We start from the raw sequence: 13,651 nt of genomic DNA, 5'->3' as shown, positions 1-13,651 counted from the left end.
TGATGGTTGAGCATCGCACACAGATCACAGCCGTGAAGTCGCCAAAACCCTCGGCGTCGACGACACTCTCGACGTCCGAGCGGATCGTCGAGTCGGCGCTGAAGCTATTCTTTATCCACGGCTACTCGCAGACCTCTGTGGCGATGATAGCTCGCGACGTCGGCATCTCGAACTCAGCTTTCTACCGTCACTTCAAGTCCAAGGAAGGAGTACTGTTCGCAGTCCTCGAGACGTTCTCGGAGGATTTCACCGGGGCGTTGTCGGTTGGGATGGAACGAGCAGAGGGCTTGGAAGCGAAGCTTCGGGCGTTCTACTCGACGATTCTGGAGGTAGTCGGGCGCGATACCCGCCTGTACAGAGTTTTCACGGAGACCGAGTTCAACGGATATGCCTTTGTCCGTGATTTCTACTCCCGGGTTGTGGCTATCGTGCATGACCAGCTACGTGGGCTGGTGCCTGCGGAGTTCGATCTCGACGACGTAGGCTATTACCTTCTCGCATCGGTATATCTGGTGGCAGTCAAAAAGACGCTGTGGGAAAGCCTGTTCACGGTCGACGGGTTCTGCACGCAGTTGGTGGATTTCGCACTGTATGGCATAGACGCGCGTGGCGACGCCCCGGAAGGTCTCGTGCGGCTTCCCGAAGTTTCCCCTCGGCGGGAACCCGAAGTGCGCCTGTCGAAAGGCGAGCGTACCCAGAAGAACCTGTTGACAGCTGCGGAGCACATCTTTGGTGATCAGGGCTACTGGAATGCCGATATCTACAGCATTGCCCGGGCTGCGGGGGTTGCGCCCGGGACGACTTACCTGTACTTTGAGTCCAAGCTGGAGCTGCTGTCACGACTGGTCGTCGAAGTCAACGAGGGCCTTCGGCGCCACACGGCCCAGGCGGTGCGGGGCCTCAGTGACAGGCGCATCATCGAGGTGGCGGCACTTGAGTCCTTCTGCAACTACATTCGGGAGCATAGGGACTCATATCGTGTCGTCCGCGAGGCGGAGTTTGTCGACAAAGACCTCGGCAGATGGTATTACACGCGGCTGTCCGAACCATACACGATTGTGCTGGAGCGAGCCATGGTGGCGGGCGAGATTCGGCCGGGCAATCCTGAGATCACCGCGCTTGCTCTTATGGGCGTGGGTCACTGGTTGGGTTTGCGGTGGGTTCTGTGGAGTGACCATCTCGATGCCGAGGTGTCACCTGCTGCGCTCACAAGTTCTGTACGACTTGTTCTGCACGGACTTGAAGGAGCGGTCCGTCGGGCGGCTTCGAAAGCTGACAACGATCAACGCAAGGGGGTGAAACTGACTGGCAGACGCGGGCGAGCGAACACGGCCCATAGAGTGGCCGCGTCCGGTAGACAGAACGACTGAATGTGTGGCGTCTCATTCTTACGGAACAGGAGGCATGACAATGAAGAAGGTATTATCACTAGCACTTACGATTGCCCTCGTCGTCGGGTTATTTGCGGGCGTGCGGCCGGCCAGCGCCGAAACCAAGGATTTCTTCATGGTGCTGCAGGTTGGGTTCAAGCAATATGCTCTCAACGGGCTTCCTCTCACTTCGGATGTTGCACCCGAGATCATCAATGGACGTACGTTCGTCCCTGTTCGTCTCATCGCGGAGACCTACGGTGCCACAGTGGAATGGATTCCAGCTTCGCGCACAGTAACGATCAAACTTGGCGACGTCGAAGTCAACCTGACGATCGGTTCGAAGAAAGCTATTATTGGATCCGACACCAAGTCGCTCGAAGCAGCTCCCTACATCAAGGCGGGCCGTACCATGGTGCCTGTGCGTCTCATCAGCGAGGCCTTTGGTTTGTCCGTCTACTATGATTCCCAGGCGAAGACCATTTCCATCAAGTCCGCGACGACAGGCGTGGTCCCCGGGATCACAGGGAACCGGATTCTTATTGGTTCGTTCTCTGTGCAGACGGGACCGTACGCCGTGGTTGGCGTTCCGTTCTCGCAAGGCATGCAGTCTTATTTCGACATGGTCAATGACGCTGGCGGCGTCAATGGGCGCAAGATCAGCCTTGAGGTCGTGGACGATCAGTTCAACCCGGCCAACACCGTGACCGTTGTCAAGAAGTTTGTCACGGAGGACAAAGTGTTTGCCGTGGTTGGAGGTGTTGGTAGTCCTGACTGCGCTGCCGTCGTGGATTATCTGAACGAGCAGAAGGTGCCGTTCATCTACCAGGCATCCGGCCTGTCCTCACTGTCGATTCCGGCCAAGCAATACGTGTTTGCAGTTCAGCCCAACTACATCAACGAGGGCCAGGTCCTTGCGAAATATGCCAGCACCACGCTCGGTCTTAAGAACATCGCGGTTCTCTACAGCAACGATCAGGCGGGCAACGAGTGGTTGTCGGGAACCAAGCAGGGCGCCGCCAAGTTCGGCGGTACCATTGTTCTTGAATCGCCCTTCCCTGTGACCGAGACCGATTTCACTGCGTACCTGCTCAAGATCAAGGCTAGCAACGCAGATGCTCTCATCTTCTATTCGAGCTCCGTCGCAACCGCCGGCCTCGCCGTCAAGACTGCGAAATCACTTGGGCTTACCCAGAAGATCCTCCTTTCCTATGTCGCCGCTAGCATCGCTGCAACTGCCGGAGCAGATGCCGCAGAGGGCGTTTACGTACCCGGCTGGGTAGACTTCTCGGATGCCAAGAACCCGGACGTCGTGAAGTTCTTCTCGATATGGAACAAGTACTACCCGAACGGCAACCAAGCCTTGTATGCGTACGCGTGTGCCGGCTGGGTCGCCGCTGAAGTCTTCACGGAGGCTGTGCGCAGGGCAGGACCATATCCGACACGCGAAGCCCTGGTGTGGGCGCTAGAGACCTTTGACGGCTGGTCAGGGGTCCTCGCCAAAGATATCAGCTATAGTCCGACGGCACATTCGGGTAAGTACTCCCTGTTCTTCATGCAAATTCAGAAGGGAGCACTGGTCAAAGTCAGCGACTGGATCAGCGTCCTGAAGCCGTAGTACTGCTGCAACAGGCCACCCAAGTGGTGGCATCCTGTCCGGGGGCTTCGGCCCCCGGACACAAAGCGAGGATATCATGCTGGCAATCGAAAACCTGACTGTTCGGTTTGGAGGAGTCGTCGCTGTCAAGGGACTTAACCTGACAGTGGAGGAAGGCGAGATTCATGCGCTCATTGGTCCCAATGGAGCGGGCAAGACGACCGTGTTCAACGCTATCTTCCAGGTCGTGCCCTATACGGGAGGCATCCAGTTCGCTGGAAGGGAGTTGCGTGGTTTGCCACGCTATCGCCTTGCAGAGATCGGGGTGACCCGTACGTTCCAGAACCTCAGCATCTTCCCCAGCATGACGGTGCGGGAGAACATCCTCGTCGGAGCGCACAGCAAGACGCAGAGTCGGTTTGTGGCGGAGCTGCTTGGACTGTCTGGGGAACCGCGACAGCGGCTCGCCGAGACCCTCGACTTCTTTGGATTAAGTTCGCTCTCTCCGACGTATGCTGCCGTCCTGCCATATGGTACGCTCAAGACAGTGGAATTGGCGCGTGCCTTCATCAGCAACCCCAAGCTAATCTTGCTTGACGAGCCTGCTGCGGGCATCCCGACGTCTGAGAAAGGTACGCTCAAAGGTGTTATTCAGAGAATGCGCGACGCTGGAACGACCATCCTTCTTGTTGAACACGATATGGAACTGGTGATGGACATTTCGGACTCAGTCACCGTGATGGACTTTGGTGAGAAGATCGCCGAAGGAACGCCCGCCCAGATCTCGGCGGACAAGCGTGTGATCGAGGCGTACCTTGGGGAGGAAATCCATGCTGCGAGTTGATCAAGTAGTTTCGGGGTATGGACCCATCGATGTCCTGAATCATGTCACGATCAGTCTCGAGAAGGGAGAAATTGTCGCCGTGCTCGGTGCCAACGGGGCCGGCAAGACGACCCTGCTGCGAACCATCACGGGACTCATCCGGGTACGCAAGGGTTCGGTGACGTTTGACGATAAGCTCCTCAATGGACTGTCGCCCGCCGAGGTCGTCCGATGCGGCATCTCCCATGTTCCAGAGGGGCGACACATCTTCCCCGACCTGACGGTAGAGGAGAACCTGCTGCTGGCAGCATACACTATGCCGCGCAGCCAGCAGAAGAGCAGGCTCGAGGCCATGTATACCATGTTCAGTATCCTTGCCGAACGCCGCAGGCAGGCAGGTGGCACGCTTTCAGGCGGTGAGCAACAGATGCTGGCGCTGGCTCGCGGGCTCATGCCGAATCCGCGCCTGATGCTGTTGGACGAGCCGTCATTGGGCCTCGCGCCGAAGATTATCGGGACCGTGTTTGAAACGCTGGTGCATCTCAGGGAGTCAGGGGTCTCTGTTCTCCTGGTCGAGCAGAACGCCAAGCGTTCTCTTGAAGTGGCCGACCGGGCCTACATCCTCGTAACAGGGCGCATTGCGCTTGAAGGCACGGCTCACGACCTTGCGTCGAATGATATGGTCAAGCAGCTCTATCTTGGAGGGATTCAATGAACATCTTGGCGAACCTCGCCCTCCGTGGGTTGGCAACTGGTGCAGTTTATGCTCTCGTGGGTATGGGCATAGTCGTCATTCTGCAGACGACTAACGTAATGAACTTCGCGCAGGGAGACACTGGCATGTTCGTCACATACCTGGCGTTTTTCATGATAACGACGGCTAAGGTACCCTATTCCCTCGTTCTCGTTCTGACCGTCGTCGCAGGAGCTCTCATTGGGTTGATCGTTGAACGCTTCATGATGCGATCTGTTCGCTCGCGGTCCCACCTCTCGCTTATTATGCTGACGCTCGGCCTGTCGCTGGTCTTCCAGGGTCTTGCCGCGTTTCTGTTCAACACTGAGCCGCGCCTCTTCCCACCACTTGTAGCCGGTGATTCTATCAAGCTGGGACCGGTGGTCCTGAGCAGGCAGGACATTGTCGTGCTGCTGGCGACCATCATCGTATTCGGTGTCCTCTACCTGTTCCTGTATCGGACCAAACAGGGTGCCGCAGCACGCAGCATCTCACAGGATGAATATGCAGCTCGTGTGCTGGGAATCCCCACACCGTCGATCTACATGCTGGTGTGGGCGATTGGAAGTGCACTCGCAGGGCTGGCGGCCCTGCTGATTGTCCCAAGATTCTCGCTGGAACCCTCGTTCATGGGCCTCATCCAGGTAAAGGCCTTCTCAGCCATCGTCCTCGGCGGTATGGACTCCGTGTTCGGCGCTGCTGTCGGAGGGCTTATCATCGGCGTCGTGGAGAACCTTGTCGCTTACCAGTTCCCGGCCATCAAGGACAGCTTCATGCTCATCGTTGTGGTCATCGTCCTGCTGGTCATGCCACAGGGACTGTTTGGCAAACGCCAGCAGAGGAGGTTCTGATGGTTCCTTCAAGGCGCAGACGACTGACAGCTAACGCGGCGCTCATTGTGCTTGTACTCATGGTGCCGTTGGTCTTCCGGACGAAGCCATCGGTTATCGGTTACCTGAACATCGCCATGTTGTATGCCTTGGCAACACAGGGACTTAATCTGCTTATGGGGTTTGGGGGTCTTGTCTCGCTGGGGCATGCCGCATTTATGGCTATCGGTGGCTATACAGCGGCCGTGCTGGTCATGTCCTACCACGTGAACATGTTCCTGGCCGTCGTCGCCGGCGTAGCCGGTGCGGGCTTGTTTGGACTTGTCATCGGCTTCCCATCGCTGCGACTGTCCGGGTTCTACCTGGCGGTGGCGACGATGGCGCTGGGGAGTTCCGTTGCCGATGTCATCAAGAGGCTCGCCATTACGGGTGGAGATTATGGACTGTCCAACATCCCATCGCTCCGGCTTGGACCATGGACGCTTGCCTCTGACGCATCCAGGTACTACTTCTTTGTCGTTGTTCTTACGCTCGTGTTCCTTGCTGTCCGCAATTTCCTCAACAGTCGCAGCGGACGGGCGGTGCGTGCTGTGCGCGACTCGGAGATGACGGCTGCGGCAATGGGCATCAACGTCGCGGCTTACAAGTTGATCACTTTTATTTTTGCGGCATGTATCGCTGGTCTGTCAGGAGCACTGTATGCGTTCACGATCTCGTACCTGCATCCGACGAATTTTGGGCTGACATTCTCCATCGGGTTGCTTTCTATGAGTATCATCGGCGGTTTGGGCACGATCATCGGTCCCATTCTGGGGGCATTGTTCTGGGTCATGCTTCCTCTGATCATCGGGGCCAAGCTGACGTACCTCGCCACTGTCATCTTCGGTCTCAGCATCATCGGTTCAGTCGTGTTCTTGCCCAAGGGTCTGTCGGAGTTGGTCACGCGCGTACAGACTCGTCTGAAACTGTAACGCAGCAGGCGCACGGCGAAATACAATCCGGAACAAAGGGGGACACCATGAGTGTCGGAATTCTAGGCAGTTATTGTTCCAAGTGTGGTAAGCTGGAAACCAAGAGTGTGTATGACCTCATTACCGATGCGGGGCGTGGAGCAATTGCAGATGCACAAATCGATCCCAGAGACATCGACGGGGTGTGGGTCGGCAACTTCAGCTCAGGGTCGTTCAACAACCAGGAACACCTGGCCCCATGGGCGGTCGAAATCGACCCGGCATTGCTCTACAAGCCATGTGTCAAAGAGGAGGCGGCATGTGCTTCCGGCTCTGCCGCTGTGCGTGCAGCGCGTCTGGCCATCGGCGCGGGGGAGGCTCGTTTTGTACTGGTCATCGGGGTTGAGAAGATGACATCGCTTGACCGGGACGGCGTTACTCATGCGCTTGCCATGGCATCGTACTGGCCAGAAGAGGGGAGCAAGGGCATGACGTTCCCGGGCCTGTTCGGTATGTGGTCGAAGGCATACCGCGAGCACTACGGATACAGTGACGACCAGATGGACCTGTGGCAGGGCATGGTGCATGCCAAGAACCGCGACAACGCGACACACAACGAGCTTGCGCATATGTACACGAAGCCGAGCAGTCTGGAGTTTGCACTGCACGTATCTGAAAAGAACCCTCTCGTTGCCGACCCGCTCAAGTTGACGGATTGCTCTCTGGTCAGCGATGGAGCGGCTGCCATGGTGCTGGGACCTGTCGAAGACGTCAAGGCTCTTAAGCAGAATGTCGTGGAGATCAGTTCACAGGTGCTTGTCACCGATCACATGCAGTCCAGCAAACGCGAGTTGTGGCACAACGTTGCCGGCAGGATGGCTGTCGAGTCAGCCTACCGCAAAGCCGGCATCACCGTATCAGACGTTGACTGCGCAGAAGTCCACGACTGCTTCACAATCAATGAGCTGTTGAGTTATGAGGCAATGGGGTTGTGTGCAGAAGGCGACGGGGGCCGGCTGATCGAGCGTGGCGACGTCGTACAGCCGGACGGTGGCTGCCCAATCAACCTCAGTGGAGGTCTTATCGGCAAGGGACACCCCGTAGGAGCCACCGGCGTGTCGATGCACGTCTACGTCGCGCGCCAGCTTGAGGGCCGTCCACTTGGCCTCGGCGCGAAGAATCCGGAGGTAGGGGTCGTCATGAACGTCGGCGGCTCGAACGTCAGCAACTTTGCATCAGTACTGAAACGCGTCAAGTAGAGAGGGAGGAAGCCATGACAAAGGGATATGGACTGCAGGACAAGGTTGTCATCGTCACGGGCGGAGCTGCCGGCATCGGCCGGGCGACGGCGAAACGATTCGCCGAGGAGGGAGCGCGCGTCAGCATCTGGGATATGAATGCCGAGGCAGGGGCGGCGACGCTGGCTGACCTGAAGCAGTTGGACACTCCTGTGATGTTCCAGGCCGTCAACGTTGTCGACGCAGAGGCCGTGGAGAAAGCAGTTGCTGAGGTTGTCGAGACATGGGGCCATATTGATGTACTCGTCAACAACGCCGGCATCACCCGCGATGGTCAGCTGGTCAAGTTCAAGGAAGGGGTCGTTACCGGGACGATGTCGGATGCCAACTTCGATGCTGTCATCGGCGTCAACCTGAGAGGCGTGTTCGTTGCAACGAGGGCTGTTGCTCCTTACATGATCAAACAGGGGCATGGCGTCATCCTGAGCGCCAGCTCGGTGGTCGCAGCTTTTGGCAATTTTGGACAGACGAACTACGCGGCGACCAAGGCTGGCCTGATCGCAATGACGAAGACGTGGGCACGCGAGCTGGGCAAGTACGGGATACGCGTGAACGCCGTTGCCCCTGGGTTCATCATGACGGATATGGTTGCAGCAATGCCGGAGAAGGTCCTGGAAGGAATGGTCGCCCACACGCCCGTAGGACGCATCGGGGCTCCTGAGGATGTCGCAAATTCATACGTGTGGCTGGCGTCCGACCAGGCTGCGTTCATTCACGGCGCAACGCTGGCTGTGGACGGGGGCATCGTCCTAGGGACATGAACTTGGCCGGCGGGCAGCACGTTGACTGAAACACGGAGCAGATTGATCTCAAGGGAGGGAACGATGCAGCAGGAATCCTGGATGAAGAAGCTCGTCTCGATGGACGAGGTGCTTGGCAGGATAATGTCCAATGACACGGTTGTCGTGGGAATGGCGGCGGCCCAGCCACAGGGGTTCCTGTCGTCGCTGCATGGTATCCGGGAGCGTGTCCACAACGTGAAGGTCATATCCTGCCTTCTGCTCAGGGACTACCCATTTCTGGCTGACGTTGGAGCCGATACCGATGCTCCATTCAGGATGGAGAGCTGGTACTTCGGCAACTCTGAACGTGAGCTCTACAAGAAGGGACTGGTTTCGTTCATCCCCAACAACTTGCACAATGCTGGACGGGAGAAGATCCAGGCGGAACCAATCAATGTGTTTGTCGGGACGGCAACGCCGCCCGACAGCCACGGGTTCATGTCCTTGTCTCTGTGTCTCGTCTACGAAAAGGACATGATCGAAAATGCTGACCTTGTGGTACTGGAAATCAACGAGAACTTACCGAGGACGTTTGGAGATACGCAGGTGCACGTTGACGACGTCGACTTGCTGGTGCAGAACAACGCTCCGCTCCTGACAGTCCCTGCCGTTCAGGCAACGGACGTCGAGCAGCGCATTGGCGAGAACATCGCACAACTTATTGACGATGGGGCTACACTGCAGATCGGTATCGGGGGCATCCCAAACGCCATCATGAAGTTCCTGTCGGGGAAGAAGCACCTGGGGATCCACACCGAGATGATCACTGACGGCATCGTCGACCTGGTCAAGGCTGGAGTCATCGACAATACCCAGAAGACGCTTCACAAGGGCAAGATTGTCGGTACCTTCGCCATGGGTGGTGAGGCCCTCTACGAGTTCATCGACGAGAATGTCGGCGTCGAACTCCTGAGAGGCTCGTACGTGAATGACCCATACGTCGTCGCCCAAAACGACCACATGGTAAGCATCAATACGTCGCTTCAGGTGGATCTGACGGGACAGGTGTGCAGCGAGTCCATCGGGTACCGGCACTATACAGGTACTGGTGGGCAGCTCGATATGCACCGGGGCGCCACATTGTCGCGGGGAGGAAAAGGAATCATCGCGATGCGGTCATCTGTGAAGAATGATGAGATTTCGACCATCGTACCGATGCTGAGTCCGGGTAGTTTCGTCTCGGTACCCCGTCAGGATACCGACTACATCGTCACAGAATTCGGTGTAGCACATCTGAAGGGGAAAAGTGTGCGGGAGCGCGCGCTTGCCCTCATCGCGATAGCGCATCCGAAGTTCAGAGAGAGTCTGTCATTGGAGGCGAAGAAGCTCGGCGTGCTGTAGTGCGCGACGAACGACGCAGGAGGTGATATTGTCATCCTCCTCCCTGTACCATGATGGCGGCGCATTAGCGCCGCCATCATGGTTTTCGCTCTGCACGGTTGCCCCTTCTTTGTTGTACCGCTATACTCGCAGTATTGCGTTTCAACCTCGGCCACTGGAGAGAGAACACGTGAACAGAGTAGCGACAAGAAGGGCAACGGGTATCGTATGCGGTGCACTCGCGGGCGCAGCCTTCACGGAGGGATTTCTGCTCGAGCCGTTTCAGTTGGTTGTCACTCGGTTGACGGTCGCGTCTCCATGGTTGCCGTCCGGTTTCGACGGCATGAAGATCGTGCAGCTGTCGGACCTGCACCTCCACCATATTTCGCGGGCTTACCGCACGGCAATCGACGTCATCAGGAGAGAGCATCCATCGCTTGTCGTCATCACGGGCGACTTGGTCGATCGCCCGGAGGAGACATCGGCCTGTCTCGCATTCCTGAGCAAGGTTTGGGCCGCCGCCGGAGGACCGGTGGTTGTCGTACCTGGGAATTGGGACCATCGGGCTTTTCCGACAAAACGGAGCATTGCGGCGTGGCACAAGCGCATCCAGGCGGAGACCGGTACTCGGGTCCTCGCAAATCAGAACGTTGTACTGCATCGGCATGGTGACCGCATGTGGCTGGTCGGCACGGACGACCCCTACTTTGGGCATGCCGATCTTGATGCCAGCTTCAGGGGAGTCCCCGACACCGCATTCGCGCTGGTGCTGACGCATGCTCCCGAGGCGTTCGAGGAGCTGGCACAGCGCCCTGCTGCACGGTTGGTTCTTGCCGGCCACACCCACGGAGGCCAGGTCCGCCTCCCGTTCATCGGTGCTGTGCGTGTTCCTTCACGATACGGCACACGTTTCGCGCGCGGGCTGTTCAAGCTGGGTGATACGTTCTTCTATGTCAACGCCGGGATGGGTATGAGCCATCTTCCCATACGGTTCCTGTGCCGGCCCGAGTTGACAGTCCTGACCCTCAAGAAACCTGTGACAGTGGCCAGGCCCCTGTAACAAAGGCTACTCTGAAGACCACAAGTGAACCCTCTCGGAAGCAAGAGGTCCCTGCTCCCTCGGCTCCTCCATCTGACTACGTTGTACCATAACAGGCGCACCAATAGTAACTATTCGCGAGGCAGGGATCTTCCCCTTGTTCTGTCAATCTTCCCAGTACTGAGTGCCCTTGGTGTCGATGTAACCCAGAGTGTCGTAGTCGTCACCTGGAGGACCGGAGTAAACCAATCGATAGACAGGCGCAATACCGTGTTCAAAATCCTCCACCTTGTCATAGGTCAGGTCTATGACTGCCTTTCCATTCTTGTCAACGAAGCCGTACTTCCCATTGAGGCCGACAGCAAGAAGACCATCTCGAAAATCGCTCATCGAAGTGTAGACGGGTTCTACTACCCTTTTCCCATTCTTTCCAATGAAACCCCATTTATGGTTAACCAGAATTGCCGCGAAGCCTTCGCTAAATGGTCGTGCATACTCTTCAAGATGAAACCAGTGCGCATAATCATATTCATAAGTTAATGGTATCACAACGTTTCCATTCTTGTCGATATAACCAAACTTACCGCTGAGTCCAACTGCTGCAAAACCTTCGTGAAAGTCTTCTGCTTCATCATAAAGAGGTTGTATTACCATGTTTCCTTTTTGGTCAATAAAGCCCCATTTATTGTTGAGTTTGACCGCTGCAAGCTCTTCGCAAAAGTCATTTGCGTTTTCATAAAGCAAGGGTATCACTATGTTCCCTTTTGTGTTTCTAAAACCGTACTTGGATCCAACGTAGTAATTTGCAAGACCATCGTAGAAATAGCCAAGGAAAGGTTGCGTTGAGAGATTCCCTTTCTTGTCGATGTAACACCGCTTGCCATTCAGATCTACCTGCGCCACGCCGTTGTTGAAATCCCATGCGCTGTCATAGATTGCCGGTATCACGATCTTCCCCCTGGTATCGATCCAGCCCCATTTTTTATTGATTTTGACCGCTGCAATGCCTTCATGAAAATCGTTTGCGTCTTCGTAGATAGGTGGTAATACCATATTCCCCTTTTCGTCGATGAAACCGCTCTTGCCACCAGTACGAATCTGCGCAAGTCCTTCACTAAAACTCTTTGCAAAGATATAGACCGGTTTTATCACCACGTTTCCTTTTTTGTCGATAAAACCCCATTTTCCACCAGGACCAAAGGGAGCAAGACCATCCCTGAAACTTCCTGGATTGATGACAGGATATAGGATCATCTTCCCCTTAGTATCAATGTAGCCCCATTGTCCATTTAGTTCCACGGCCACGAGTCCATCGCTAAAGCCCGGGTAGAATGAATAATATTGACTTACATCCTCATAGAGAGGTTGTATTACCAGATTTCCCTTGGTATCGACAAACCCCCATTGATTATTGAGCTTGACTGCCGCAAGACCTTCTTGAAACTGCCATGCATTTTCGTAAGCAGGTTTAATTACCATGGTACCTTTAGTGTCGATGAAACCATACTTTCCATCGAGACAGACAACTGCAAGGTTTTCGTTAAATTCTTCTGCAAAATCATAAACAGCGGGAATCACTACTGTCCCTTTTGTGTCAATGTAACCGTCCTTCGGAAGAGTCTCTACCCGTACAAGACCCTCACTGACTCCTCTGTTCCAATCAATAGCCGGTATTACTAATGGAATTACCGTCTTCCCGTGTTTATCTATGAGACTCTCGATATTCCCAAGCATAACATTGGCAAGTCCCCCTTCGAAGTTGTTCGCAACACTGTAAACGGGTTCTATTACAACGTTCCCCTTCTTATCTAGGAAACCGTATTTGCCGTCGCTTGCAAACCAGGCAACGTCTTCGCTGAAATCTCCTGCAAGATCGTAGACGGGCTGTACTACTACGCTTCCAGCAGTATTAACAAAACCATAACTTCCGCTGACATTAACTCGCGCAAGCCCATCACTAAAAGGATATACTTCATCATACACGGTTGGTATTACGATTTTTTTACTTGAATCGCAGAATCCCCATTTATCGCCTTTCCTGTAAGGGATAAGCGATGCAACCTTCTGGGTCATACCAGTATGTGCCCTGATCACTTGATACATGGCAAGAGATGCGGCTAGCAGCACCAGGACAAGGACGACCGGCAGAATGATTCTGACCTTGAATCCGCGTTTCTTGTCGTCACCCGCTAACTTCGCCCCGCATGCGGGACAGAGGACTGAATCATCAGGGATTTCCTTCCCGCACGTTGGACAAAACATCGAATACCTCCTCAGAAGATCACACGGACTGCGGCTCTCCTGCAAAATCCCCAACGACAATCAGAGTAGTACCGCGGCTCGGACAGGGTCGTCCTCACATTCCCTGACATGAGTGTAACGCGGTGGCGATGTTCTTGCTAATCGGCAGGACAGAATACCCGAAATGCCAGGGGCATTCTCCGTCAAGTGACTGCACTCGCTTCCCATACGACCGGACTTTCCCCCTCGTTCTGATTTTCCGCCGTTCTCAGCCAACTCTTGACAACCCTGCGTATTGTACTATCGTAATAGTACAATAAGGGGTGATGATGGAATTCTATGTGAACCCGTATGATGGTGTGCCCGTGTACCTCCAGATCATTCAGCTGGTCAGGAATGGTGTAGCTCTTGGTACTCTGCACCCGGGCGACCAGCTGCCTACGGTACGTGAACTTGCCGTCAAGCTGGCTGTCAATCCGAACACAGTCGCCAAAGCATATAGGGACCTGGAGCGCGAGGGTATGGTTGAGACCGTCAGCGGCAAGGGAACGTTTGTACGGGAAGGCAGGGTCGGCGTCGAGACAGAACGTTTGGAACACATGGTGGAAATGCTGGTCATCGAGGCTCGCAACGCCGGCCTCACGATTGACGACCTCATTGAACGACTT

Annotated in this window: 12 protein-coding genes; 11 read left to right on the top strand and 1 reads right to left on the bottom strand. The window is 55.6% G+C overall.

Annotated features, from left to right (window positions below; all coding sequences use genetic code 11):
* The first annotated feature begins 2 nt into the window (after positions 1-2).
* From SMC7_RS02165 to SMC7_RS02120, 10 genes are all read left to right on the top strand, one after another.
* On the top strand, positions 3-1,370 hold the full coding sequence (locus tag SMC7_RS02165) for a TetR/AcrR family transcriptional regulator (RefSeq protein ID WP_119088742.1): 1,368 nt from the start codon (positions 3-5) through the stop codon (positions 1,368-1,370).
* 40 nt (positions 1,371-1,410) lie between these two features.
* Positions 1,411-2,988: an ABC transporter substrate-binding protein gene (locus SMC7_RS02160; RefSeq protein ID WP_207798697.1), complete on the top strand. Its 1,578-nt coding sequence runs from the start codon at positions 1,411-1,413 to the stop codon at positions 2,986-2,988.
* A gap of 76 nt (positions 2,989-3,064) precedes the next feature.
* Positions 3,065-3,811 (top strand): ABC transporter ATP-binding protein, encoded by a 747-nt coding sequence (locus SMC7_RS02155; RefSeq protein WP_119088740.1) that lies wholly within the window; start codon positions 3,065-3,067, stop codon positions 3,809-3,811.
* Complete coding sequence (locus SMC7_RS02150; protein WP_119088739.1) at positions 3,798-4,505, top strand: ABC transporter ATP-binding protein; 708 nt, start codon at positions 3,798-3,800, stop codon at positions 4,503-4,505. The genes SMC7_RS02155 and SMC7_RS02150 overlap by 14 nt, the downstream gene beginning before the upstream one ends.
* Positions 4,502-5,374 carry a branched-chain amino acid ABC transporter permease gene (locus SMC7_RS02145; RefSeq protein WP_119088738.1) on the top strand — a complete coding sequence of 291 codons (873 nt, stop codon included), beginning with the start codon at positions 4,502-4,504 and terminating at the stop codon, positions 5,372-5,374. Before SMC7_RS02150 ends, SMC7_RS02145 begins: the two co-directional genes overlap by 4 nt.
* Positions 5,374-6,324: a branched-chain amino acid ABC transporter permease gene (locus SMC7_RS02140; protein WP_119088737.1), complete on the top strand. Its 951-nt coding sequence runs from the start codon at positions 5,374-5,376 to the stop codon at positions 6,322-6,324. Before SMC7_RS02145 ends, SMC7_RS02140 begins: the two co-directional genes overlap by 1 nt.
* Before the next feature lie 47 nt (positions 6,325-6,371).
* Positions 6,372-7,562, top strand: a complete 1,191-nt coding sequence (locus tag SMC7_RS02135) for a thiolase domain-containing protein (RefSeq protein WP_119088736.1) — start codon at positions 6,372-6,374, stop codon at positions 7,560-7,562.
* Positions 7,563-7,576: 14 nt separating this feature from the next.
* Positions 7,577-8,362 carry a 3-oxoacyl-ACP reductase FabG gene (gene fabG, locus SMC7_RS02130; RefSeq protein WP_119088735.1) on the top strand — a complete coding sequence of 262 codons (786 nt, stop codon included), beginning with the start codon at positions 7,577-7,579 and terminating at the stop codon, positions 8,360-8,362.
* 63 nt (positions 8,363-8,425) lie between these two features.
* Positions 8,426-9,724: an acetyl-CoA hydrolase/transferase family protein gene (locus SMC7_RS02125; protein ID WP_119088734.1), complete on the top strand. Its 1,299-nt coding sequence runs from the start codon at positions 8,426-8,428 to the stop codon at positions 9,722-9,724.
* Positions 9,725-9,893: 169 nt separating this feature from the next.
* Positions 9,894-10,763 (top strand): metallophosphoesterase, encoded by an 870-nt coding sequence (locus tag SMC7_RS02120; RefSeq protein WP_119088733.1) that lies wholly within the window; start codon positions 9,894-9,896, stop codon positions 10,761-10,763.
* Between the two features lie 144 nt (positions 10,764-10,907).
* Here SMC7_RS02120 and SMC7_RS02115 read toward each other — a convergent pair whose 3' ends face one another.
* Positions 10,908-13,004: a WG repeat-containing protein gene (locus tag SMC7_RS02115; RefSeq protein ID WP_119088732.1), complete on the bottom strand. Its 2,097-nt coding sequence runs from the start codon at positions 13,002-13,004 to the stop codon at positions 10,908-10,910.
* Between the two features lie 305 nt (positions 13,005-13,309).
* Here SMC7_RS02115 and SMC7_RS02110 point away from each other — a divergent pair.
* Positions 13,310-13,651 (top strand): GntR family transcriptional regulator (locus SMC7_RS02110; protein ID WP_133298274.1); only part of this gene is annotated, 342 nt, incomplete at its 3' end.

This window comes from Candidatus Cryosericum terrychapinii, assembly GCF_003570925.1.
In the GTDB taxonomy this organism is placed as follows: Bacteria; Caldisericota; Caldisericia; order Cryosericales; family Cryosericaceae; genus Cryosericum; species Cryosericum terrychapinii.
This window is presented reverse-complemented; position numbering and strand designations above follow the sequence as displayed.